The following is a 23254-nucleotide window of genomic DNA, read 5'->3' on the forward strand; positions in this document are numbered from 1 at the left end:
GATAAATCTCTCTTTTTTCTTATCCATTCCTTACGAAATACTTACGTTTAAATACAGTAAACTGAGGAAGAGTTATGCATGCAAATAAAAAGAGAACATGTTTTCATTTTTTATGTAAACATGTTCTCATAAACATTTAAAATTCTATATTAACTTTTCATCCTATTCTTTACACAACTAATTTAAATTCCTTTTTACCAGCCCGCACTAGCATTCATACCATTTCCAATAATAGAAAGTAATAGCGGCCATAATACTGGTCCCAATGTAAGAAATACATTTAGAAGTATGAGCATTCTATATCCAACAGTGAAATTATGATTTTTACGATTAACAAATACTAAACTGATTAATGATATTATAGTCGTTAAAAATAATACTAACATTAGCAACCAATACCACACCATTAAACTAAGACTCCATGGTGTTAATAGCTCATGTATGATACAAAATGAGATTCCTAATACAGCAAAACTAAAACTAGTTACCGATGTTTTTATAAGCCATTTATTTATTTTTTTATCGTATGTATTTTTACAATATAAATCTATTAAAGTATATAAAGATAAATATGCCATTAATACACCTATCCAAGACAATAACCAGTCTCCGTCCCCTTTGAATAATACGTACAGTAACCAACACATGCCTACTGCAGAAAAAACAAAGGAAATAAGTATGCTTTTTAATACCGATTTCATTACATTTTCACACCCTAAAAAATTAATTATAATTTATAAAAATTAAGTATAGGTTAACATGCAATGAAATATAAGTAAATAAAGTTTATTTCATTTTCTTATTTGAAGACGGTTTCATATAAGAAAATAATTCATGTTAATCAAATTTCCCTATAAAAAAGAAAAGGTGGCCATTTAAGTATCCACCTTCCCGTCTCCCTCTACCAACTCATTATTTTTTCTACATCTAACTCCTTGTACGTCTTTTCACCATATCGAACAGACTCATATACCGGAATAATATCTCTCGTTCTACAAACTCTCTTTAGCCATTGTTGCATCGTTTCATAGGATCTTCGCTTTTCGTGAAATGGTAAAGTTCTTTCCCATTCAACTAACGTTTTTCTTATCTTATCTGAAGGTAATGGCTGCTCTGACTGAATAATGACTTTTTCATTCTTTATGCTTCTTACCGCAGTTTGCTTTGTGATCGATTCTTTCTCCTGTACTATTTCTGTTTTCGTCAACCTTTTCCTAATATACTTGTAGATGGAATATATAATTGATATTGCGATTATTACATAAAAAACTATAGTAATCCATGCATTTGAAAGAACAGAAAGCACGTCACTCCATAGACTTTCTCTTTCGAAAGGCTGAAATTTTCTATCCGTTTTCGTTCTTATACCTGTATCTCCTACTTCTTCATCTTCATCTTTTTCGGACTCATCTAAATTTCCCCCTATACTAGTAACATCATAATTTCTTTCCGATATTGTCTTAGTCTTACTGAAAAAACGCTCTTTTACTATGTCTTGTACATACACAACACCTTGTGATAACGTTATCGCACTAATCGCAAAGAAAAGTATGATTAAAGTTCTCACACTCCATAACTTCACTTTCATATGTCGCTTTTTATTCACCATGATATAAGCCCCTTCTTATTCTTTCATTACAATCCATTTATTCGTTCTACTGTATTTCTTTGGTGAAGTACCAATAATTAAAGGAACCGCATCCAGTTCCTTTCGACGAAAGCCTGCTGTGTAAAAGTAAGAAGAAGATATAGGCGTATCTTGGTCTGATATCGAGGCAAGTACCTTTAATACATTTTGCAAATGTTTCCGATTATCCCCATTTTTTATATGTAGCAAACCGTTATCTTTTACACTATTGATCCATACTTCAAACGAACAGTTTTGCATAAGAAGTTGTTTGCATATACCTGCTGTTAATTCAATTAGTTCCTCTATATCATTTCGCAAAGAAACACCACTTTTATTTTGCAAGTTGAGATAAATCGCGTATTTATCACATTGTGTTCGCTCATACTTTTTCGCAGTTAGCGTCCCTGTTTTCGCTGTTGCACTCCAGTGGATGGAACGAAAATCTTCATTTTCATAAGACTTTACTCCCATTACTTTCGTTTCATCATATAAGGGTGAAGACATCGCTTTTCGAAATCCTCGTGACCATTCTTGTAATTCAGGAACTTGTATTTTCGGAACAGCTGGTAAGACTAAATAAGAGGGCGTATCAACTTGTTTATATGTTATATGGTTCGTTATAAATCCAAAGAGATCAGTAATCACAATTTCAACTTCTTCCCATTTCGCGATGCCTCTTTTTAACGCTACAGCTTGCAAATCAAATGAAACTGACTCCCTTCCTTTTAAATTAAAATTCATATAATAATTTGAACCTGTACTATGATTTTTGTTTATTTCATCATGATTCCAAGTTAGCTTATTTTCACATTTAAATCGAAATACGATATTAAGAATAGGAAATATCGACTTGTTTGAAATTTTCATTTTGCACATATTCGTTTCACCTATAAAAACGTTCGAATTCCCTTGACTGTATTCCCATTCAACGCGAGAAACTTTACGTATATATACATGCATAGCACCTATTAAAATTACATATAAAAATACGAGAGATAAAAACAGTAGATTACTTGAAAATACACTTAAAATAACGGCTACAACTGACATAACCCCCATTACGAAAGGCTCCGCTAAAGGTGTATACACAAGCTGTTGATTCATCGTACATTCTCCACTGGCACACTAATCGTATGAAGAATTTCTTTCATAATTTGTTCTTTCGTCGTTTTCATCTCTCCCTCAATCGTTAACGTTAAACGATGAGCACAAACGGATGCAGCGAGCGTCTTAATATCATCTGGCGTACAGTAATCTCTTTCATTTAATATTGCCCGTGCTTGAATTGCTCTCATAAATGCCAACGTTCCCCGAGGACTTACACCAATTTCAATTAACTCATGGTTACGAGTTGCTTCAATAATTTCAAGGAGATAATCTTGCACATCATTCCCTACTAACACTTCTCTTGCACGCTTTTGCATCGTAATAATTTCTTCACTTGAAATAATAGAATGTAACGTTTCTAATGGATCATTCATTTGAAACCGATTCATCTTTTCCTTTTCAGCTTCTCTCGTAGGATAACCTTGGCGTATTGTGAGTAAAAACCGGTCTAACTGAGCATCTGGTAACGGAAATGTGCCCGCTGATTCGAGTGGATTTTGCGTTGCTATAACTAAAAAAGGTTCTGGTAATGAATGTGTCTGTTTCGCAATTGTAACAGTACGCTCTTCCATAACCTCAAGTAACGAAGATTGTGTTCTCGGTACAGCTCGATTAATTTCATCCACTAATACGATATTTGCAAAAATAGGACCTAACCTCGTTTTAAAATCCGATTCCTTCACATCAAAATATTCAAGACCAATAACATCTCCAGGCAAAGTATCCGCTGTAAATTGTATTCTTTGAAATTTAGCGTCCACCCTTTTAGTCAAACTTTTCGCTAATGATGTTTTTCCTGTCCCAGGTACATCTTCTAATAAAATATGCCCCCTTGCTATAAGAGCTATAGCTGCCAGTTCAATCGATTCATCTTTTCCTATGATAACTTTCGAAATATTATTAGTAATCTTCTTTAATGTACTCATATAGTATCTACCACCTTTTAATTATCTGAAAATTAAAAATATTTTTCCGAATTATAACGTGTAATTCGAAGATGAAATAGAGTGAAAATGAATCTTTTATTTTTTCTTCATTGCACGCAAAAAAGCACCTATTGTCGTATATTGACAATAAGGTGCTTAACTCAATCCAACAGCCTTCTTTCCCTCTAATTTTTAGTAACAATACATCCTTTTTTCTGCCACGCATGCATTGTTTTCAATTAACTAGTAAAATGCATTCTAACATTTCATATGATGACAACCATTTCAATTTGCTTATTATAGAACTTCCTCTACATCGACACTCTCTATCTTCACTTCATACATATTTGGGATGGTTGCTTCTTTTGGTACCCATGCATAATAATTTTGATCATTCTCTAAAATAAATTGAACTAACTTTGTTTCTGAAACATTCCAGAAATTTTTAAGATTATCGATGTAGTCCTCTAAATCTTCTTTATAGTCCAATTGTAATATATAATCTCTTACCGTCAGGGCAAACACAATTAAATTTCCTAATAGTTTTTTTGCTCATTTTCTTCTTCATACTCTTGTGGTAAGAACCACACTTGACCTATTCCTATCGTTTTTTTGTATTTTTCATAAAAACTACTATCATCCATATTCTCATAATCATGTATTAATTTATTGACCAATGAATGCCATTTTGGCGGAATAATATTTTCCAATGCAGGATTATGTTCAATTCCTTCTACTATATCCTCGATTTCTTCTGTCTCATCTTCATAGTGATATTCACTTAGGTCTATATGCTTGAATTTCATTTCATTTTTATAATGTGCCGAATCATATGGATAATGATTATTATCTTTTAAACTTGTATCATCAAGTCCGAGTATCTTTACTATTGCAGCTGTCTCAAAGCTCCAATACCCTACATATCCAGGTTCTTTATGCGCATTTTTCCATTCATAATCATAATGGCCTTTAAACCATTCTTTCTCCATGTACGTTTGTAATCTTTTAGATGCTTCTTTTTTATCTGTTTGTGCAAGTTCTATAATCTCTCTCGTTTTTGCATATGGATTTTCTTTATAATATCTATTCGTCACTTTTGTGTATCCGATATCACTAGCGCATAAGAGGAAATCAATTACTGCGTCATTCATATTTTCCTTCTCAACTAGCTTAGCTAAACTTACAAGATTCTTTTTCTCCGTCTCTAATAAAATCCCTAGAGATATCATCCAAATTAGATTTAAATATCCAACTTCTTTTTTTCCTATATGCTTCAAATTAATAAGAGCGTTGTCAAAATCTCCTTCTATTGTATGGATAGCTTCTCCTAGGGAATATTTTGCATTAACATTATCCAAATCGTATATAAAATTTGACTGATAGAATTCTTCTATGATACTTATATTATCATTAGGATACCTTTGAATACCTTTTTTCATCTTCTTCTAAACTTTTAATTTCAACTCTATTCTCTTGAATAAACTCTTTATTATATTCTATTACTTCTCTACATTTTTTTTCTATACATAAATGATCTCTCATACCTTTCAATTCCTCCTGGCTTCTATACTTATGGCCATTCTCCAATAATGTCTCCCTTTGCATCTATTCTATAAGTTTTAACGTTCCCAGTACTATCAACTTTTGATAGTACTCTTTCCACTTCACCTTTTTTCAATGCATTCGTAATTTTTATTGATAATTTCATATCTCCATCAACAGCCTTCAATATCCTACTTTTTCGCGTCTTCGCACCATTCAACCAATCATTTGACATTTGTCGTCCATCTTTAGTTTTCCCTAATTGTGAACTACCAAACTTAGCTTCATCAATAACATATTTAATATTTGAATTTGCATTTTCATATAATCCATCAATTCCTTTTACTATTTTATCATTTATGCCTGATGGTGCACTCTTTCCGACTGGCTTTAAATCAAATCCAGCTTCTTTTAAACTTTGATTATTCAATAAATTGTCACTAGATTTTATTTCACCATAATTCCCTTTTTGCTTTTTTTCATAATATTTTTCTTGGCTTCTACAACTTTTAATTGATTTTCATTTAAGTCTCTAGCAACATAACGCTCTCTGCTACTTTATCAACTTGAACCATACCCTAAATAAAAAGCACTTGTTGCCTTTAGTCGACAATCAAGTGCTATAAGTACATATTTCTGTTACAAGCGTAATTAAATATTTTTTTGATTATTTTAATAATAATTATCTCTTTGTACTAATATTATTTTTTCGCATAGAGAATTTATTCATTCTTAAAATGAACCATGTCATAAGGATAATAAGAAATATCTTTTAATATACTATCATCTAATCCTAAATTTTTCATAATTGCTCCACTTTCAAAACTCCAATAACCAAAATATAATTTTTCTTAATGTTTATGGCATTCATACCATCCCATATTATTATGCCCAACATACCATTGCTCTAACAAGTGCTTTTTATGAATTCATAAGATTTTGTATTATTATTATTATTACACAAAATAACATTAATCAGACTTTTAAATGGCTTTTCAAATAACCAGCTACATTTTCGAACTGTAATTACTTCTTAACAACTACTAATCTACCTCTATTATTTGTATCCCTTCTTTGGTTTCTGCACAATCATTAATGCTTCTTTTTAATACTCATCTTCAAATAAACAATTATATATAGTAACACCTGTTTCCTTTAACTCTAACGAAACATCCTCCACTTCAATACTTAGCGTTTCTTTATCAAGATTCTTTATACCGTTACTATCTAATAATTTTAAAATACTACTTCCTATTTTCTTAGATTCATCATTGTATGGCGAGGACTCTTCAACTAGCTCGATTGTACCATTAGTGTATCTATATCTTAAATATTTAACCACTGCATATGGCGCGATTGCCGAAATCATTAGCATTACACAATTAATTTCTGATTGCTTCCGAACGTACTCACTGAATTCTACACTACCAAAACGAAATTTCACATCTAGTGGTAGAAGAATGTAAGAAAAACATGATGAATAACTAAAATCAGTAATATTATCAACATTTATATTTGATATTTTATTAATTTCTCCATCCCAAAAATGTTTATCAACAAATTTCCCCAAAACATATTGGAAATCACCTTGTTTATATAATTTATTAACAACTTTTAGTATCTCATCACTCATAATTATTCTCCTTTATTGTACAGGGTATCCATGTATATTTCCTTTACCATCCATATGAACCTTTACCCTCGTTTCTCCATTTGGACCTATTGGTTTTCCAAAATCATGCACTCTAACACTTCCATCTGGCTTTACTAGTGTTCCTTTCACCCATGCTTCTTGTGTCTCTACTACCCCATTTTTCCCTGCTCCCCACTGCGATTTGGTTGAGACATTATTCCCATGACCAGGAACATGTTTACCCTGTTTTCCTGCATCAACTTTTGGAGCACCCGAAACGCCAGCATCAACATGTCCTTGACTTGCTAGTTTATCATTTTTTCCAATGTGCCCTGCTACACTGGCACCCTTACCTCCACCAGAAGACTGGATTTTTTGAATAGTATCCTTAGTATTTTGAATCGATTTATTCCAAACAAATCCACCATGTACAAAAAGACTTGCACCAGTAGCTGTTGCTGCTATATCTAATGGAATAACAATTGGTGACGCTAACCCGCCAGTTCCTACTTCTGCCACGATAGTTAAGAAATTAGATCCGCCTATGAGCGAGATACCTTCAAACATTTCTACAATGGACCCGGCTATTGATATAACATTTCCAGCCAACCTTCCAGCTTGATAAGTTGTCTTACTTTCTAATTTATCATTCTCATGTGGTTGTAGTCCAAAAAAGTTTTCTAGTGCTGCATCACCAGCACCTTGAAAAAATTCGATAACTCCATGCAAAAATGTTTGCGCATAAATGGCTGTTTTTTCATGCCATGATCTATTGTCTTCCCGCTCTTGTAAGTTAAATTGTTGTTTTTGCAAAGTAATTTGTTTCATCTCGGTTTGACGAGCTTGTTCTTCTATAATCCCCTGAATCGAACTCACCCAATCCATATTCAACCCTTGTGTACTAAACGTCCCACTCACAGGACTAAATCCTTTCCCGCTTTGCACTTCAGCGAGTCCGGCTGTGATGCTAGCGGCTAATTGGAGGGCGGTGCTGTAGTTGTTGCTGGATGAATGATTGAATTCATGTAGACGCTCTAGTTTTTCTTCTAGTTTTTTTCTCATTGCAATTAAGACTGCAATAATTGCGTCTACTCCAGGCATTGGTGTAAGTACTTCTATTGCTTCTATACTTGCAATGGATTGATTGATTTCTTGTATTTGTTGTCTTATTTCATGTTCGATAACATCTGTTGAAGCAACTTTTGCTTGAAAATCGTTTGGAAATGCTTCGTTTTGGCGAATTAATTCTTCACATAAGCATATGATTCCTTGTGCTAATGGCCGAAATGTTTGGACAAGGTAGGCTTTTGCACTACTGTATGTTTGTCCTTGTAATACTGTGTCTATCGCAAAGGCATCAATAGATTGAATGGCTTGTTCCATACTTTGAATCGTAGCATTACATATAGCGTTCATACTTTGAGTTTGACTTTGTACTTCTCCCAAATACATGTTTAAACTCATGTATTGGCCTCCCTTTGTAGTTGCTGCTGTTCATAGGAAAGGTTGTTTTCTTTCTCACTGAGATGCCGTTTTTCTTTAAGCAACGTCTCTTTTTCGTTTTCTAATTCGAATGTAAGTTTTCTTTCATACTGCCCGATCTCTTGCCGCATATTCGTAAAAAAGTGAAATGCTTCTTTGTCACCATACCAAGTTTCTAGTATTCGGTTAAATAAACGATTACTTCTATTTTTCCATTTATGAAAACTAGCCTCAGCTCGTTCTTGATTTTGCAGCGCGATTCGGTTTTCATTTTGTTCTTCAAATATAATTCGTAATTTTTGATTACATTGATTGATTCTCGTTTCAATTCCTTGACTCATCTTTTCTCCCTACCTTTTCCCCTTTACGTAGGTTGTTACATTATTGAAAAGTCTTTTGAAGTCCTGTATCCATTTTCTCAAATTCATTTGCTACGGAATGGATATTATCAATTGTTTGTTGAAAAGCAGTACAAAATTGTTTCGTGATCTGTAAATTTTGTTGATTTGCTTCTTGTGCCTTGAAGTTCACAGATAGTGTAGTACGCGTTGCCTTATTTATAGAGCGACTAGTAGCACTTTGCATTCTATCTGAAGCATTTCTCATTTTCGTTGCAAGTTGCGTTGCCGTATGCAAATTACTTTGAAATTCTCCCATTACTTACTCCCCTCTACCTTTTATTTACAAGAAAATTATAACACGGAAAAATTTCCCAATAAACCGAATGTTCGAATTTAACATACAATTCACCACAGTTACTGAGGATACGAGCAACACTTATCAATCAACATAACTGAATCCAAAATGGATTCTACTTATACAAAAAAGATGACTTCAGCCATATGCTAAAGTCATCTTTTTCTACCTTATTATTTTACTAATTCTCCATTATAAGCTTTTATATTAAGCGGAGCAGTTAAAAATTGTGCTGCTTTACTAACGAAAGATGTGAAGTGTTCACTCGTATTATGGCTCGCAACTGCTGCTTCATCTTTCCATACTTCTACCATCGTATAAACACTTTCTTTTTCTGTATCTTTATATAAGTCATAAGATACATTTCCACTTTCTTCTCTTGAACTATGAATAAGCGGACGAATTTCTTCTAAAAATGCTTGTTGTTTCGCTGGATCTACTTGAAATATTGCGTGAATAATAATCATGGTGCTTCCCCTCTCATCTTTCACTTATTGAAGTTCTTTTATAAAATTATTTCCACTCTGCAACTTTTTCAATTGGAAGACGTACTGATTGGTAACCACTGTCAGCAGCTTTTCCGATTGAAATTAACATAACTGGTACGTGACGGTCTTTATCTAGTCCGAAAGCTTCTGCGATTTGATCTTTCTCAAAACCACCAATTGGACAAGTGTCATAGCCGTGAGCACGAGCTGCTAGCATAAATTGCATCGCTACAAGACCACCGTCAATTAATACTGTATCTTTCATTACTTCTGGTGTAACCATAGAGAAGTAAGTTGAAAGTTTTTTCATTTGATCTTCTTTTACTTCTGCTGGCATAAGTCCACGCTCTACTGCTGTACCGTAAATTTCTTCTGCGTTATCAAAGTTGTTTAAATCACCAAATAAAGCAATCATTGCTGAAGATGTTTCTACTTGAGATTGATTGAATTTCGCAAGTGGCGCAAGTGTTGCTTTCGCTTCGTCACTTTCAATCACTACGAATCTCCATGGTTGCATGTTTACTGAAGATGGTGCAAGTGTTGCTTCTGTAAGAATTTCTGTCATTTCTTCTTTGCTAATTTTCACTGAAGGATCGTACTTACGAATTGAACGACGTCCTGTTAAAATTTCGTTAAAATCATTTGTTTTTACTGAGTTAGTCATAGTTGTATTCTCCCTTTTTTATAATTCTTTTATATTTTCTTGAATGTGATTTAACATATTTAAAAGATTATCGCGTTCTTCCTCACTTAATCCTTTAAATGCAGATGCTGCAAAACGTTCTTTTTCCTCTTGAAATGCTTGAATTTTATTTCGTCCCTCTTCAGTAAGAGAAACTAACGTAATTCTGTTATCATCTGGATTTTTACGTCTTACAATCATTTCATTGGCCTCAAGCTGCTTTAAATGCCTCGTTATCGCAGCATTATCAATATTCACTTCTTGTTGAAGTGCTTTTTGACTAATTTCACCTACTTCATATAACTGAAGTATAAGCTCTAATCGAGACTGGCTCATACCCGTACACCCTTCAAATTTCGAACTTACTTCTTTATTTAGAAAGTGTAATTTATATAAAATAATCGCTTCTTTTGAGCATGAACTTGTCAAATTAACCCTCCTTTACAATCAAAATAAAAATGTTTGATGTATCAATAGTTGATATGTCAATTAATATAATCTATATCGATTTAGAATGCAAGCATTTTGTTTTTATTTTATTTTTTCCAAATTAAGGCGCTTTGTAGCGTTACAAATAATGTTAATTGCACTATAATACTAATTTAAAGAACTGGAGAGTGATTGATAATGCGGCAATATACAAATAGAAATGAGGAATTGAAAATGGAAAATGAAATGAGGATATTCACAAATGACAACAATAAATATAGGGATTGTCGCGCACGTAGACGCTGGCAAGACGAGTTTGACTGAGCGTATTCTTTATGAAACGAATGTGATTAAAGAAATTGGCCGAGTAGATAGTGGTAATACACAAACTGACTCAATGGAATTAGAAAGACAACGCGGAATTACGATTAAAGCATCTGTCGTTTCTTTCTTTATTGATGATGTAAAAGTAAATGTCATTGATACACCTGGACACGCTGATTTTATCGCTGAAGTGGAGCGATCATTCCGCGTTCTAGACGGTGCGATTTTAGTTATCTCTGCCGTTGAAGGTGTGCAAGCACAAACAAAAATTTTAATGCGAACATTACAGAAACTAAACATACCGACTATTTTATTCGTTAATAAAATTGATCGTAGTGGCGCAAACAGTGAAAAAGTTATGAAACAAATAAAAGAGGTTCTTTCAAATGAAGCATTCCCCTTCTACTCTGTTCTAAACGAAGGAACGAAAGAAGCCCGGATCATTGAATACAAATCATATGACGATTGTATGGAACTGTTAGCACCATTTAATGAATCATTACTTGAATCATATGTAAATAACGAAATAATACCGGACGCACTATTAAGAGAAAAACTAGAACAGCAAATACAGCAAGCGAATGTGTATCCAATCTTTTTCGGTTCAGCAATGACTGGTATGGGCGTAACAGAACTTCTTGAAAAACTTCCGGCTCTCATTCCAGCTCTTACATCGGCACAAGAGGAACCATTATCCGGTGTTGTTTTTAAAATTGAACGTGAACCTTCTGGAGAAAAGGTTGCTTATATAAGAGTTTTTTCAGGTAGCTTACATGTTAGAAAATATGTTGATATACAGCGCAGTAAGTCTCTATTCCATAAAGAAAAGATAAAAAAAATGTGCCTATTTCATAATGGAGATACCGTTCAAACTTCTACCGTTCCTAGCGGTGAGTTTTGTAAAGTGTGGGGGCTGAATGATATTAAAATTGGTGATATTATCGGTGAACGTACGGATTATATAAAAGATATTCACTTTGCCGAACCACAAATAGAAGCTGCCATTGATGCGGTACCTAAAGAGCAAATTCATGATTTATACGCTGTTCTTATGGAACTATGTGAAGAAGATCCGCTCATTAAAGTTTGGAAAGACGATGTTCATAATGAACTATATATTCGCCTTTTCGGTGAGGTACAAAAAGAAGTAATTGAAACAACACTTTATGAGAAATATAATTTGCAGGTTACTTTTTCAAATACGCGAGTTGTATGTATCGAGAAACCAATTGGCGTAGGCAATTCTGTTGAAGTAATGGGTGAAAAAGAGAATCCATTTTACGCAACAATCGGATTCAAAGTTGAACGTGGTGAACTTAATTGCGGCATAACATATAAATTAGGTGTTGAGCTCGGCTCACTACCTTTAGCATTTCATAAAGCGATTGAAGATACGGTATTTCAAACGTTAAAACAAGGATTATATGGATGGGAAGTTACAGATATTATCGTCACGTTAACACATACTGGTTATGCTAGTCCTGTTACAACAGCGAGTGACTTTAGAAATTTAACACCGATCGTATTAATGGATGCTTTAAAGCAAGCTGAAACATATGTATATGAACCAGTAAATGAATTTGAATTAACTGTACCGGAGCACGCAATTAGTACTGCAATGTATAAGCTTGCTGCCGTTCCAGCAACTTTTGCAGAGCCTATATTCAATAACAATTCTTATCAGTTAACAGGATCATTACCTGTTGCGAAAACAGAGAATTTTAAACTCATGCTTCATTCATTTTCAGAAGGAGAAGGCATATTTACAACGAAGCCAGCTGGTTTCACAAAGCTTATGGCTCCCTTCCCTACTCGAAAACGTGTTGATTATAATCCGCTGAATCGTAAGGATTATTTACTTCATGTTTTGAAGGCTTATTAAAGTAAAAGAGGTGCAATTCGCACCTCTTTTGCATGTATTAATAGGTTAGTTTGTCCTAACAACTTCTTTAAGTTCTCCTATTATTTTCGCTATAGCCTCAATTGAATTTTCCGTTTCATATCCCCCAACATTTACAGAATGATTTGCATTTTTGACAACTTCAATCTGTAAATTCGTTTTATATAACTGATCAATTTGATCTGCATTGTATTGGTGATCTTTATCCCCAATAACTAAAAACCCTTCGTGTCGACTATGTAAGATAGAATCAAAAATTGTATCAAACGTCAGTAAAGGTGTAAGTAGTATCATTTTTGACTGCGCGAATTCTTCTCTCTTCATTAAATCATTTGCAATCGGAATTGTTCCGAGTGACTTCCCTAAAAACATAGTCTCGTTGTATTGCTCATCTTTTAATACTTCATTTATTACAGGATTAATATCATCCATCATTACTTTCGTTACTTCTTCCATTGGTTTATTCATTAATTGTCCATCATAAGAATAATGAATATGTACAACATCTATTTTATGTTCAAGCATTAACATCGTTGCGTAATAAAATAACGGCTTATCATAATTGTATCCTGAACCTGAAAACATAAAGCAAACGGTACTAGAACCTTTTTCGATATGTGTGTAATAAATTACTTTGTCATTTATATGTACCTCTTTTTTAGTTCCCTTCACCATTTTCCCCTCCGAATACATTTACTTTTGTAATACGATATGTTCTGTGTGAACTGATACATCCTTTACTTTCTCTTTTATAAATGCAGGCTGTAAGTTATATGTATGCAGTTCTTCTACTGGCACCCATCTAAACAAATACGTTCTACCCTCTTCTTCCAAAATATATTGATCCGCTCCACTCGCAGGTAACTCATGTAGCTCTACTTCATAATAAAAACTAATTTCATGAAACTTTCGCTCAGAAAGTGTAAAGAAATTTTCTACTGACCATATTAACCTTTTCCTTTTAATAGGAACACCTATCTCTTCCGCAAGTTCTCGTTTTAATGCATCTTCACTATTCTCTAGCATTTTTACTCTACCGCCGGGTACATACCAAAAATCTTCACCGTCACCTTGCAGAATGAGTATTTTATTATCATGTTTACAAATTGCTCCAACGCGGTAATTAAAACATGTTTCCTCAACTTTAAACGTAAGATCCATCCGTAACGCCCCCTTATATAAATATCGAATTATTACAAAACAATTATGTAATTACTGTACAAATAAGGTTACTAAATTTATCCACTCCATTCAATGGTTTTTGAATTTTCTAAACTATTATTTTTCATCATTACAAGTGTATATACATATGTTACAATCATATTGCACACTAGAAAACATTATGGGGGTACGGATGGAAACGTTATTAATCCAGCAAACTGAGAAATCAAATAAGTTTTGGAAAATCGTTGTGAAAGAAAAAGACTATGTTGTGTTTTACGGAAAAATTGGCACAGCTGGCAGTGTGAAAGCGAAAGAGTTTGAAACAGAAGAAGAATGTATGAAAGAAGCTAATAAACTAGTTGCTTCCAAACGTAAAAAAGGATATACAGACCCGTTGCCTGGGGAAGATTACATAAAAGAAAAAACGATAACCGAAGAAGAATTTTGGGAGCTACTTCATCGTGCAAAAACGAAAGGTGAGGACCAAGAAGAACAAATAGAATGGCTTACTTCTCACCTTGCTAAACGTACAGTACATGAAATTGTAGCTTTTGATACGCATATGCATCGCCTTTTGAAAGACTCCTATACCTCCCGTTTATGGGCAGCAGCCTATATTATTATGGGTGGCTGTTCAGATGATACTTTCGATTACTTCCGCGGATGGTTATTATATCAAGGAAAAGAGACATACGAAGCTTGTATTGAAGATCCAGAACGATTAATTCCTGTATTAGAAAATTTGAGTGAGTATGACGTCCCAGAAATAGAAGAACTTTCTTTATATTTCGGTTTCACTGTATATGCAGAAAAAACTGGTGACGAAGATGATACTTACTTTACACTTTACCATGTCTTATCTAATGAAGAATTCGACGATGTAGATTTTGAATTTGACTGGAATGAAGACGATGAAGAAGGTTTAAAAAAGATGTTTCCTAAGCTATGGGAACTGTATGGAGAAGAACCGTTTGAGTGGTAGATTCATATTAGGACTCTGTTTAAGCAATAAACAGAGTCCTTTTTTCACAAGATTCTTATTTAAACTCTCTTTATTTCATACCACTTATCCAATAACATCTTTTCTCTTTTCCTTGAAATACCTGCTTTTAATTCCCATTCGTCCACACTCTTCATCCACTCATACACATCTGTAACTCTATGTTCTAACCTTCTAAAAGTAAGTCCTTCTTTAACAGCACTTTCAATACTAATTGAAAATCCACCTTTCCACGGCTTCGTTTCACCTTCTAATGAAAAAGTTTCTGGAAGCCATAAAGGCATCTCTGTCCAAGGCTGCACTTTATGTTCATTCATAAACGATTCCTCTATCCAAACGAATTCAGCATCACTATTCGTAACTTTTTTACACGTATTTAATAGCTCTTCCATCGTCAAATCATAATTCGGACCTGTTACATTGAATGTACCTGCATTTTTGTTTTCTGCCATGTTTAGTCCCCAGTTTGCGACGTCTTTTATATCAACTATCTGTACTGGACGGTCTTTTCTTCCTGGAACTAACACTTTACCTCCTTTTGCTACACGCCCGATCCAGTATGGAAGTCGATCTGTATAATCGAACATTCCTGAAAGAAGTCCTGCTCTTACGTGTAAAACACGCCCCGGCCAATACTTCTCTGCTTCTTTTTCACATAATACTTTCAGCGCACCATAATGCTCATAAGGAGAAACTTCACCATTCTCTACAGCCTTTATTTGCTCTTCCGTTGGTTCAGGTTGTAATATATAGTCTTCTTTTATGTCATGCGGGATCCAATCTTTATATACGGAAAGGCTTGAGATGAATATATAATGTTTTATATTATCTTTTAAGACATCTCCAGTATTCCGAATGTGATGCGGAGAAAACCCACATGTATCCACGACAACATCCCATTTTCGATTTTCTAAACTTGATACATCACCATTTCTGTCACCGATAAGCTGCTCCACTTCAGGAAAAATTTCTTTGTTTGTTCCGCGGTTAAATAATGTAACTTCATGCCCTCTGTTCAAAGCCTCTTCTACAACAGCTCTTCCCAAAAATCGTGTACCACCTAGTATTAAAATTTTCATGGTTCTCCCCCATTCATCATTAAAAATCCTTTCTTTTGTTAAACGATTTTTTGCTCTTAAAAGTTACGGGTGGAATGCAGATTTTCACTATAATCTTAGTTCTATAAAATAAAAAGTAATTATTAGCGCCCATTCTTTACCTTTACACAATCTCCCCATCAATTAACTCAATAATTCTATTACACTTATTCGCTACCTCAATATCATGCGTTACAATAATAATCGTTCGTCCTTCTTCATTCAGTTGTAATAGTAGATCCATAATTTCTTCTCCTGTTTTTCTATCTAAATTCCCTGTCGGTTCATCAGCCAAAATTATTTCTGGTTCGCCTACTAACGCTCTAGCAATTGCGACTCGCTGCTGTTGTCCACCTGAAAGCTCGTCCGGTGTTTTATGCGTATGTTCTTTTAAACCTACTTTTTCTAAATAGAACTTCGCCTTATTTTCTCTTTCTCGTTGCTTTAGCTTTCTATATGTGAGTGGTAGTGCTACATTATCTAGTACAGTATGTTCTTTTAACAATGCAAAATATTGAAAGATAAATCCAATCATTTCATTTCTTGTTTTATGAACTTTATTTGCTCTTATTTCAGTTAATGTTTTTTCATTTAACGTATATTCACCCTCATTTGGCAAATCAATTAACCCTATAACATTTAATAGCGTACTTTTCCCCGATCCTGATCGACCCATTATCGCTATAATTTCGCCCTTATTTATCGTTAAGTTTATACCGTTTAATGCGAACGTATTATGGTTCTTGTTACTATACACCTTCTTAATGTCTTTCAATTCAATTAAACTCATTATTCCATCCCACCTATTAATGTTTTCGGTTCGAGTTTTCTAATAAATAAGAAGACAATTACATTCGAGACAATGATGATCAATAATAAGAAAAGAAATACTAAAAATAATATAGGCATGTCCAATTTAAAGTCTAATGCCGATACTGCTTTAAAATCCTTTGACATTTGCAGCAGCTTCCCATACCTCCATGAAAAGTAAGCTATTGACATTCCTAAGCCAGCTATTGCTACAATAATGTTTTCTAAAACAATTTGAATAAACATTCCAAATTTACTTTCGCCAAAAACTATTTTTATACCAAATTCCCTCTTTCTCATTAAAATAGAAACGATGGTTGTTACTGCCATTCCGACTATCGAGAATAGAATGAATAAGATTCCTACTATAAGTTGAGGTATTTCAGAATAGCTGTTAAGAGTAACATCTATATTTATTTCATCACCTAAATTTTTCAAATGAAACGTACCGCCGTTTCCTTTAAGTTGAATTAATTCTTCTAGTTTCTTTACATCTGCATCTTTTCGTAAATGTAAAACTGTACTTTGATGCAGTCTTAAAAACATTCCTTCATAATTTTCATATCTATTAGATGACATAGGCATTATCATTGCGTAATCCAACTTCAAATAAACGTTCGTTGTATTATTATCTACGATAAATTTATTCTCTGGTAAAAAGCCTATAATTGTATATTGATTATTAATTGTATCCCCAACTTGAAAATATTTCTTAAAGTAAGAACCCATTAATACTTTTGTTTTTTCTTCACTATTTTTGGGAAAATCTTCATGCAAGAAACCCTCTTTAGGTTTTAAATGTAAACCTAATAATTTATAGTAATTTTCATCTACAACAATTGTTTGAACAGTAGGTCTTTCATCGTGAAACGTTTTATGTTTCAAATCAGCAATCATACTGTTTTGAAGTGGTCTATTACTTGATTCTATTTCAATTAAACTCTCCTCGTATGTACCATACGAAATCACGTCTTTATTTTGATGAATTGTATTATAAACCGCTTGAATTTGCTCTTTATTAAATTGATTGCTTTGTAACCTATCTGTCATCCTTTCAAAAGTAACTAAATATGTTTTATCCACATTTAATGCTGAGCTGGATTTATCGTTTAAATGGTGTAAATTATAAAATACATTAATTGAACTCGTTATAGTTGCTAATCCAAATGTAATTTGTATTAGCAGAAGTACCGAAAATAGAAATCTCTTTTTTAATGCTATGAACGCACTTTTTATTCTCATCATTTTTACTCCTTTAATGCTTTAGCAGGTTCACTTTTAAGCACATATACAAATGGTATAACAGAGAGGATAAAAGCTATACTAAGTGAAAGAAATACACACATTACAATATGAGTAGGCTGTAAACTAATGCTATAGCTTGTAGACTCTATAATACTTTCACTCAAAGTGCTAAAAATCCATTGTATGCATATCGCACAGGCTGATGCGGTAATTGCACATAAAAATAATTGACTAAATATAAAAATAAAAAGATTTACATTACTTGCTCCCAAAGATTTCCTTAGCGAAAGACTTTTTTTCTTCGTATAAATCCAATAATAACTTACTACTATACTGGTAATTAAAGCTATACAAAAAAGCCTAAATGGAAAACTTAATAACTCTTTCACAGCTTTACTTGAGTTTTTTTCTTTCTCAAAATTCTCTTTTTCACTTATCACTTTGGCATTTATATCTTTATTGTTCTGGTTTATATGCTGTATGAAAGTGTTTATTTCCTTTATAGGGTTTTCGTTAGAACGAACGATCATTTGGAATGTATTTTCATTTTGGATCATTTTTTTCACTTCATCTGGCATATCATTTAAAGCGACGTAAATTTTAATATTATACTCATATCCAGTATTTGCTCCAGCTACACCTTTAACTGTATATTCCTTATTAAATAGTTTTATTGTTTCCGTATCCTTATAAATTTTCTTCCCGACTATTACACTATTTTCTTCATTTTGTTCCATCTGAGAACCTTTTAGCAAAGGTGGAGACCAATTTTTATTAAGGAGACCATTCATTGTTGCTCGGCCGATACCCGGAATAGTAATACGAATATCATTTGTAATAACACTAGCATTTTTAAAATCAGTCTCTACTAACATCTGAAATTGTTTAAAATTTAATTCCCCTATATTAGTAAGTTGAACGGAATAGTAATAATTAAAATAACCATTCTTTCTATCATAAAATTTCTCATCATAATAATCTTTCGTCGACATTGCTATAAGTATCGGCCATATTGTCAATACAAACGCAATAAATAACATAATGAATATTGCTTTGTTTACCACTATTTCTTTTAATACTAGATTCATATATCCTCCTCATTTTAAAAACCGCGAAAAAGGTATTTATCCTTTTTCACGGTTTTTGTTGATTGTTATCTAATTACCATTTCCTTAGAGGTGTAGGCACTATCCCCTTTCATTACCCATTCATGACCCGAATAACCAGTAGTAATTGGCCCTCTGGATGAAACTTTAACGTTCACACGATCTGTAATTTTAGCATTATTCTTTTCTGCCTCTTTAGAAGACCCATCATCAAAGCTAGCCCTTACAGTCATCTTGTAAAAATGAGGTTCATTTGTTTGCGCAGTGTAGGCGTGTCCTGTAGCCTTTCCTCCGCTCCCTTCCCATTTCCCATAAGAATCCCAACTAATCGAAGCAAATGAAACGGAAGAAACCATACCTAATAAACAAGCAGTTAGCCCTGTAGTAGCTAAAGTTTTTTGAAGTAAGTTTTTCATATAAACTCAATCTCCCTTGTTTAAAATATTCACTTAAATATTTAAGTATTTTCAGGCCTTGTCCTCATTATACATAAAAAAAATAATCTCATATTAAAAAATCCTAATTTTTACATTTTCCACACAACCCTTACATTGCTCTGAACTTTCCGTCATAAAAGAAAAAGATGGTATGAAACTCCCATTCACACCATCTTTTTGCTTCCGTTATTTATTTGATCCTGTATAAGGAAGAATGTATTTCACAATCAATTCCCATCTATCCCGTGCATTCGGCATAACTTCAGAAGCAATTACTACAACCAAATCCTTCTTCGGAATACAACAAATCAAATTCCCACCATCGCCCATTGCACAGTATGAAAAGATTCCAGCCTCTTCTCGTAACCACCATAAGTAACCGTATTGATTTTGGTTCATTTCTGTCGATTCTTTTATCCATGATTTTGATAGTATTTGTTTTCCATTATGAATACCTTCATTCAAATACAACTGTCCAAACTTAGCCATATCTCTAGCTGTTAACGTAAGTCCCCAGCCGCCTGTTGAAATACCATTTGGATCGTGAACCCATCCTTTCACACCTTGTCCAAATAGGTCATCGAATCCAAATGCCTTCATATTATAGTTTGAAATTTCTCTCATACCGAGTGGTTGAAATAAGTACTCATTTGCAAAGTCACGGGCACTTTTTCCTGTTGCGCTCGTTATGATTGCTGATAATAAATGAGCTCCTGCAGATGAATACTTAAAAGTCCCAATTTCTCCGCCTTTTCCTATCCTATTTAACGTATACTGTACCCAATCTTGTTGTGTACATAGTTCTTCTAACGGTTCCTGCCAGTCTACGAAAGGATGTGGAGCTGTCAATGTCAACAGATGTCGTACTGTTATTTCAGATGAATTAACGTTATATTCCGGGAAAAATTCTATTACTTTTTGATCAACACTTTTTATATAGCCCTTATCTATACATATCCCAATTAACGCAGAGATTATCGTTTTTGTAACTGACGCTACATGAAACGCATTATCTGGACTGTAACCATTATAATAATTTTCAAAAACAACATTACCTTTCTGCACTACTAACATACCATTAATATTTTTGTATTCTTCTTTTATAATACGGTCTATCTTTTCAGCAGTTTGCATTGTTCTTCCCCCTTAATCAATGATTAAAAAGGCTCGATAGGTACATATATATCAACTATATGTTTCTTTTCCGGGTGCCGTCTTGGGTCATTTTTATACATTTCAAAAGGATACGAATCTCTCGGTTTATATCCGCTATTTTGCAGCCACTCACCGTATATAAAGTCCCATGCCCCTTTATATTCATCTTGAAATATTTCAAAATGTCCTACTGCATACTTTCCAGAAGGTATTACCATTATTCCTATGTCGTTCGCTTCTACTGCGGACGCATCCGGAATTGTTATACATAAACTTGTTCTTAAATGATAGTCCTCAGTAAATTCATGATGATCGTGGTAAATGGTTAATACTTTCGTATCATCAAATACATGATAGTTTTGTTTAGCTGCGTAATGAAATACTTTCTCTATCATTTCCGGAAAAGCTATCGTTAACTCTCCATATGTACCGATATGTCTTGTGTATGCGACGTTTATATCATCCGCTGTTACAATTTCAACATTTCCTCGAACCTTCTTACATTCATTGTATTGAGGAATTCCCCTTACGTCTTTGCAATTCTTGCTATTGTCATTTCGATATTGAGACGGACTTACACCGTAATAATTTTTAAATGTTCGGGAGAAAACTGCTGAATCTGTGAAACCAAAATGGTAAGCGATATCCGTAATCGTCATATCCAATCGATATGTAAGAAGGTTTGTTGCCCTTTCTAACTTCAATCGATTTACATATCGTGATAACGGCTCGTCTACTATTCCTTTAAAAATTCTATGAAAATGAAACTTCGAAAATCCTGCTATATCCGCTAGCTTTTCAATGGATAGTGAACTGTCTATGTTTGATTCTATATAATCTTGAACCTTATGTATGCGTCTTAAATACTCATTTCTACTTTGTTTACTCTCCATATTTCTAGCTCCTCACAACAAAAAGGCTAACTTTGTGCTAGCCTACTTTTACACATTTTTCAAAAATAATACTCTACTACCACCATTCCCATCATAATTTGTATGTACCGATACACCCTCTATTTCATCATCCCCAGCCTCAATTCGAAAGCCAATCTCCCTATGAAACTGTATTGATTTTTTATTTACTGGTGACGTGATTGCTTTTACAACTTTACGGTTATTTGCACGAGCAATATCAAAGAAATAAGAATACAATGTCGATGCAATTCCTCTTCTTCTATACTTCGGATTCACACCGATAAAATGAACGTATGCTTCATCTTTATATGTTTGTGAAAAAAAACCGCATAAGAAACCTAACGTTTCTCCCTCTTCTTCAATAATAAAACTCGTTTCTTGAAAGTGAACGAAAAACAATTTTGGCAACATGCCAGTCATATCTCTCCCGTCCCACCAATCATTTAAAACAGAATGAATTTTTACATAATCTTCCCCTTTGATGTTTCTTACTCGCATATGTTTCTCCCTCTCACTCACTTCATTTTTTCATAAATTTTAATGACCGTTTCTACTAAAAGGATGAATACCCATATCCCGCAAAATACAAGAACAGACTGGAATAAAGAACCTAGCATAACAATACTTATTAAACCTAATTCTGGGCCTGAAATGGATATTTCATCAAATCCTATATTATGTATAAATGGACCAGTTGAAAAAGCCATCAAAATAGATGCTATTAAATAGATAACACTCATTATTTTTAATATTTTTATAGAAAGATACGAAGTTTGTTCTTGCTCCACTTGTGATAATTCGATTTCACCGCTCGCAATTCCTTTTTGCAAACAGTCCTCACATAGAAATTCTTCCTTAATTTTTTTACCACCGTGCAATGTACCTGTAATTTCTTTACACCTTGAACATTTTCGATTTATCATGTTGTTACCACTCCAATCTATTAAGATTATACTTATATCACTCTGCATTTACCTTAATATCCCTTTTATGTATTTTATAGAGAAAGGTCGTGTTTTATGATTTCAAAACTTACGTTTGGCTCGAAAAAGCGTACCGTTCATTATGTATTAAGACCTAGTTGTTATGCAGTTATTTTCCATTCATCTTCTTCAATGATTGCTGTTATCCAAAAAGGAGACCGTTATTTTTTACCTGGTGGTGGTATGGAAGGTACCGAAACAAAAGATGAATGCTTACATCGTGAACTACTAGAGGAATTAGGATGGGCAATTGAAATTGATCAGTATATCGGTAATGCGGCACGATATTTTTATGCAGAGAAAGAAGATACATATTATTTAAACGATGGGTTCTTTTATATTGCGAACATGGTGCAGAAACAAACTGAAAACTGTGGGGAGGATCATGTTTTACGATGGATGTCTCCATTACTTGCTGTTAAGCTTCTCATTCACGATCATCAAAAATGGGCGGTTGAACAAGCACTTTTATTACGAAAACAAAAATGATCTCCTTCTATATGA

Annotated in this window: 26 protein-coding genes and 2 pseudogenes; 3 read left to right on the forward strand and 25 right to left on the reverse strand. The window is 33.6% G+C overall.

What is annotated here, in order from left to right; all coding sequences use genetic code 11:
* Positions 1 to 194: 194 nt before the first annotated feature.
* The 14 genes and pseudogenes from ACYFX0_RS24370 to ACYFX0_RS24435 form a co-directional block, all read right to left on the reverse strand.
* Positions 195 to 701, reverse strand: a complete 507-nt coding sequence (locus tag ACYFX0_RS24370) for a DUF3902 family protein (protein WP_000843839.1) — start codon at positions 699 to 701, stop codon at positions 195 to 197.
* 174 nt (positions 702 to 875) lie between these two features.
* A pseudogene (locus tag ACYFX0_RS24375) lies at positions 876 to 1609 on the reverse strand (signal peptidase II).
* A gap of 15 nt (positions 1610 to 1624) precedes the next feature.
* On the reverse strand, positions 1625 to 2734 hold the full coding sequence (locus ACYFX0_RS24380; protein WP_001075946.1) for a DUF58 domain-containing protein: 1110 nt from the start codon (positions 2732 to 2734) through the stop codon (positions 1625 to 1627).
* Positions 2731 to 3663 (reverse strand): AAA family ATPase, encoded by a 933-nt coding sequence (locus ACYFX0_RS24385; protein WP_106081953.1) that lies wholly within the window; start codon positions 3661 to 3663, stop codon positions 2731 to 2733. Before ACYFX0_RS24385 ends, ACYFX0_RS24380 begins: the two co-directional genes overlap by 4 nt.
* Positions 3664 to 3960: 297 nt before the next feature.
* Positions 3961 to 5205 (reverse strand): annotated as a pseudogene (locus ACYFX0_RS24390) (PoNi-like cognate immunity protein).
* A gap of 28 nt (positions 5206 to 5233) precedes the next feature.
* The gene (locus ACYFX0_RS24395; RefSeq protein WP_223266669.1) at positions 5234 to 5635 is read right to left on the reverse strand and encodes a hypothetical protein; all 402 of its coding nucleotides are present in this window, start codon (positions 5633 to 5635) and stop codon (positions 5234 to 5236) included.
* Between the two features lie 292 nt (positions 5636 to 5927).
* Entirely contained in the window at positions 5928 to 6011 is an 84-nt protein-coding gene (locus ACYFX0_RS24400; RefSeq protein ID WP_187299006.1) for a hypothetical protein, read from the reverse strand.
* Positions 6012 to 6310: 299 nt separating this feature from the next.
* Entirely contained in the window at positions 6311 to 6838 is a 528-nt protein-coding gene (locus ACYFX0_RS24405; protein ID WP_001278747.1) for a hypothetical protein, read from the reverse strand.
* Positions 6839 to 6850: 12 nt separating this feature from the next.
* Positions 6851 to 8302 carry a T7SS effector LXG polymorphic toxin gene (locus ACYFX0_RS24410; protein ID WP_106081950.1) on the reverse strand — a complete coding sequence of 484 codons (1452 nt, stop codon included), beginning with the start codon at positions 8300 to 8302 and terminating at the stop codon, positions 6851 to 6853.
* Positions 8299 to 8661, reverse strand: coding sequence for a DUF3958 family protein (locus tag ACYFX0_RS24415; protein WP_017763327.1), 363 nt, complete (start codon positions 8659 to 8661; stop codon positions 8299 to 8301). The genes ACYFX0_RS24410 and ACYFX0_RS24415 overlap by 4 nt, the downstream gene beginning before the upstream one ends.
* 40 nt (positions 8662 to 8701) lie before the next feature.
* Positions 8702 to 8977: a TIGR04197 family type VII secretion effector gene (locus ACYFX0_RS24420; protein ID WP_000503639.1), complete on the reverse strand. Its 276-nt coding sequence runs from the start codon at positions 8975 to 8977 to the stop codon at positions 8702 to 8704.
* A gap of 212 nt (positions 8978 to 9189) precedes the next feature.
* Positions 9190 to 9483: a putative quinol monooxygenase gene (locus ACYFX0_RS24425; protein WP_000583807.1), complete on the reverse strand. Its 294-nt coding sequence runs from the start codon at positions 9481 to 9483 to the stop codon at positions 9190 to 9192.
* A 46-nt stretch (positions 9484 to 9529) separates the two neighbouring features.
* Positions 9530 to 10168, reverse strand: coding sequence for a nitroreductase family protein (locus ACYFX0_RS24430; protein ID WP_000185395.1), 639 nt, complete (start codon positions 10166 to 10168; stop codon positions 9530 to 9532).
* Positions 10169 to 10186: 18 nt separating this feature from the next.
* Positions 10187 to 10615 (reverse strand): MarR family winged helix-turn-helix transcriptional regulator, encoded by a 429-nt coding sequence (locus ACYFX0_RS24435; RefSeq protein WP_000204172.1) that lies wholly within the window; start codon positions 10613 to 10615, stop codon positions 10187 to 10189.
* Positions 10616 to 10877: 262 nt separating this feature from the next.
* Here ACYFX0_RS24435 and ACYFX0_RS24440 point away from each other — a divergent pair, with 262 nt between their 5' ends.
* Positions 10878 to 12821 carry an elongation factor G gene (locus tag ACYFX0_RS24440; protein ID WP_106081949.1) on the forward strand — a complete coding sequence of 648 codons (1944 nt, stop codon included), beginning with the start codon at positions 10878 to 10880 and terminating at the stop codon, positions 12819 to 12821.
* A gap of 45 nt (positions 12822 to 12866) precedes the next feature.
* On the opposite strand, the gene ACYFX0_RS24445 is transcribed toward ACYFX0_RS24440, so the two are convergent.
* Both ACYFX0_RS24445 and ACYFX0_RS24450 read right to left on the reverse strand, forming a co-directional pair.
* Positions 12867 to 13532: an alpha/beta hydrolase gene (locus tag ACYFX0_RS24445; RefSeq protein WP_142398792.1), complete on the reverse strand. Its 666-nt coding sequence runs from the start codon at positions 13530 to 13532 to the stop codon at positions 12867 to 12869.
* Positions 13533 to 14000, reverse strand: a complete 468-nt coding sequence (locus ACYFX0_RS24450; RefSeq protein ID WP_000366230.1) for an NUDIX hydrolase — start codon at positions 13998 to 14000, stop codon at positions 13533 to 13535.
* 193 nt (positions 14001 to 14193) lie between these two features.
* Between ACYFX0_RS24450 and ACYFX0_RS24455 the strand changes: the two genes are divergently transcribed.
* Positions 14194 to 14985, forward strand: a complete 792-nt coding sequence (locus tag ACYFX0_RS24455; RefSeq protein WP_000449117.1) for a DUF4240 domain-containing protein — start codon at positions 14194 to 14196, stop codon at positions 14983 to 14985.
* A 59-nt stretch (positions 14986 to 15044) separates the two neighbouring features.
* Here the strand turns inward: ACYFX0_RS24455 and ACYFX0_RS24460 are convergent, their stop codons facing one another.
* The 9 genes from ACYFX0_RS24460 to ACYFX0_RS24500 form a co-directional block, all read right to left on the reverse strand.
* Positions 15045 to 16082, reverse strand: coding sequence for an SDR family oxidoreductase (locus ACYFX0_RS24460; protein WP_106081948.1), 1038 nt, complete (start codon positions 16080 to 16082; stop codon positions 15045 to 15047).
* A gap of 142 nt (positions 16083 to 16224) precedes the next feature.
* Complete coding sequence (locus tag ACYFX0_RS24465) at positions 16225 to 16890, reverse strand: ABC transporter ATP-binding protein (protein ID WP_098096397.1); 666 nt, start codon at positions 16888 to 16890, stop codon at positions 16225 to 16227.
* On the reverse strand, positions 16890 to 18155 hold the full coding sequence (locus ACYFX0_RS24470) for an ABC transporter permease (RefSeq protein WP_179865925.1): 1266 nt from the start codon (positions 18153 to 18155) through the stop codon (positions 16890 to 16892). Before ACYFX0_RS24470 ends, ACYFX0_RS24465 begins: the two co-directional genes overlap by 1 nt.
* A 2-nt stretch (positions 18156 to 18157) precedes the next feature.
* The gene (locus ACYFX0_RS24475; RefSeq protein WP_106081947.1) at positions 18158 to 19243 is read right to left on the reverse strand and encodes an FtsX-like permease family protein; all 1086 of its coding nucleotides are present in this window, start codon (positions 19241 to 19243) and stop codon (positions 18158 to 18160) included.
* Positions 19244 to 19308: 65 nt separating this feature from the next.
* Positions 19309 to 19677 (reverse strand): hypothetical protein, encoded by a 369-nt coding sequence (locus tag ACYFX0_RS24480; protein WP_016091180.1) that lies wholly within the window; start codon positions 19675 to 19677, stop codon positions 19309 to 19311.
* A gap of 207 nt (positions 19678 to 19884) precedes the next feature.
* Entirely contained in the window at positions 19885 to 20832 is a 948-nt protein-coding gene (locus ACYFX0_RS24485) for a serine hydrolase domain-containing protein (protein WP_106081946.1), read from the reverse strand.
* Positions 20833 to 20855: 23 nt separating this feature from the next.
* Positions 20856 to 21746, reverse strand: a complete 891-nt coding sequence (locus ACYFX0_RS24490) for an AraC family transcriptional regulator (protein ID WP_106081945.1) — start codon at positions 21744 to 21746, stop codon at positions 20856 to 20858.
* A 48-nt stretch (positions 21747 to 21794) separates the two neighbouring features.
* Positions 21795 to 22265: a GNAT family N-acetyltransferase gene (locus ACYFX0_RS24495; protein ID WP_106081944.1), complete on the reverse strand. Its 471-nt coding sequence runs from the start codon at positions 22263 to 22265 to the stop codon at positions 21795 to 21797.
* Positions 22266 to 22282: 17 nt separating this feature from the next.
* Positions 22283 to 22690: a DUF3980 domain-containing protein gene (locus tag ACYFX0_RS24500; RefSeq protein WP_016081101.1), complete on the reverse strand. Its 408-nt coding sequence runs from the start codon at positions 22688 to 22690 to the stop codon at positions 22283 to 22285.
* A gap of 96 nt (positions 22691 to 22786) precedes the next feature.
* Here ACYFX0_RS24500 and ACYFX0_RS24505 point away from each other — a divergent pair, with 96 nt between their 5' ends.
* The gene (locus tag ACYFX0_RS24505) at positions 22787 to 23239 is read left to right on the forward strand and encodes an NUDIX hydrolase (RefSeq protein WP_000624007.1); all 453 of its coding nucleotides are present in this window, start codon (positions 22787 to 22789) and stop codon (positions 23237 to 23239) included.
* Positions 23240 to 23254 lie beyond the last annotated feature (15 nt).

It is taken from the genome of Bacillus sp. NEAU-Y102 (assembly GCF_054788175.1).

Bases quoted from the DNA above. Each gene is read 5' to 3' on its own strand.
- ACYFX0_RS24370 (WP_000843839.1), bottom strand. From the start codon at position 701: ATGAAATCGGTATTAAAAAGCATACTTATTTCCTTTGTTTTTTCTGCA.
- ACYFX0_RS24380 (WP_001075946.1), bottom strand. From the start codon at position 2,734: ATGAATCAACAGCTTGTGTATACACCTTTAGCGGAGCCTTTCGTAATG.
- ACYFX0_RS24385 (WP_106081953.1), bottom strand. From the start codon at position 3,663: ATGAGTACATTAAAGAAGATTACTAATAATATTTCGAAAGTTATCATA.
- ACYFX0_RS24400 (WP_187299006.1), bottom strand. From the start codon at position 6,011: ATGAAAAATTTAGGATTAGATGATAGTATATTAAAAGATATTTCTTAT.
- ACYFX0_RS24405 (WP_001278747.1), bottom strand. From the start codon at position 6,838: ATGAGTGATGAGATACTAAAAGTTGTTAATAAATTATATAAACAAGGT.
- ACYFX0_RS24410 (WP_106081950.1), bottom strand. From the start codon at position 8,302: ATGAGTTTAAACATGTATTTGGGAGAAGTACAAAGTCAAACTCAAAGT.
- ACYFX0_RS24415 (WP_017763327.1), bottom strand. From the start codon at position 8,661: ATGAGTCAAGGAATTGAAACGAGAATCAATCAATGTAATCAAAAATTA.
- ACYFX0_RS24420 (WP_000503639.1), bottom strand. From the start codon at position 8,977: ATGGGAGAATTTCAAAGTAATTTGCATACGGCAACGCAACTTGCAACG.
- ACYFX0_RS24425 (WP_000583807.1), bottom strand. From the start codon at position 9,483: ATGATTATTATTCACGCAATATTTCAAGTAGATCCAGCGAAACAACAA.
- ACYFX0_RS24430 (WP_000185395.1), bottom strand. From the start codon at position 10,168: ATGACTAACTCAGTAAAAACAAATGATTTTAACGAAATTTTAACAGGA.
- ACYFX0_RS24440 (WP_106081949.1), top strand. From the start codon at position 10,878: ATGACAACAATAAATATAGGGATTGTCGCGCACGTAGACGCTGGCAAG.
- ACYFX0_RS24445 (WP_142398792.1), bottom strand. From the start codon at position 13,532: ATGTATTCGGAGGGGAAAATGGTGAAGGGAACTAAAAAAGAGGTACAT.
- ACYFX0_RS24450 (WP_000366230.1), bottom strand. From the start codon at position 14,000: ATGGATCTTACGTTTAAAGTTGAGGAAACATGTTTTAATTACCGCGTT.
- ACYFX0_RS24455 (WP_000449117.1), top strand. From the start codon at position 14,194: ATGGAAACGTTATTAATCCAGCAAACTGAGAAATCAAATAAGTTTTGG.
- ACYFX0_RS24460 (WP_106081948.1), bottom strand. From the start codon at position 16,082: ATGAAAATTTTAATACTAGGTGGTACACGATTTTTGGGAAGAGCTGTT.
- ACYFX0_RS24465 (WP_098096397.1), bottom strand. From the start codon at position 16,890: ATGAGTTTAATTGAATTGAAAGACATTAAGAAGGTGTATAGTAACAAG.
- ACYFX0_RS24470 (WP_179865925.1), bottom strand. From the start codon at position 18,155: ATGATGAGAATAAAAAGTGCGTTCATAGCATTAAAAAAGAGATTTCTA.
- ACYFX0_RS24475 (WP_106081947.1), bottom strand. From the start codon at position 19,243: ATGAATCTAGTATTAAAAGAAATAGTGGTAAACAAAGCAATATTCATT.
- ACYFX0_RS24480 (WP_016091180.1), bottom strand. From the start codon at position 19,677: ATGAAAAACTTACTTCAAAAAACTTTAGCTACTACAGGGCTAACTGCT.
- ACYFX0_RS24485 (WP_106081946.1), bottom strand. From the start codon at position 20,832: ATGCAAACTGCTGAAAAGATAGACCGTATTATAAAAGAAGAATACAAA.
- ACYFX0_RS24490 (WP_106081945.1), bottom strand. From the start codon at position 21,746: ATGGAGAGTAAACAAAGTAGAAATGAGTATTTAAGACGCATACATAAG.
- ACYFX0_RS24495 (WP_106081944.1), bottom strand. From the start codon at position 22,265: ATGCGAGTAAGAAACATCAAAGGGGAAGATTATGTAAAAATTCATTCT.
- ACYFX0_RS24500 (WP_016081101.1), bottom strand. From the start codon at position 22,690: ATGATAAATCGAAAATGTTCAAGGTGTAAAGAAATTACAGGTACATTG.
- ACYFX0_RS24505 (WP_000624007.1), top strand. From the start codon at position 22,787: ATGATTTCAAAACTTACGTTTGGCTCGAAAAAGCGTACCGTTCATTAT.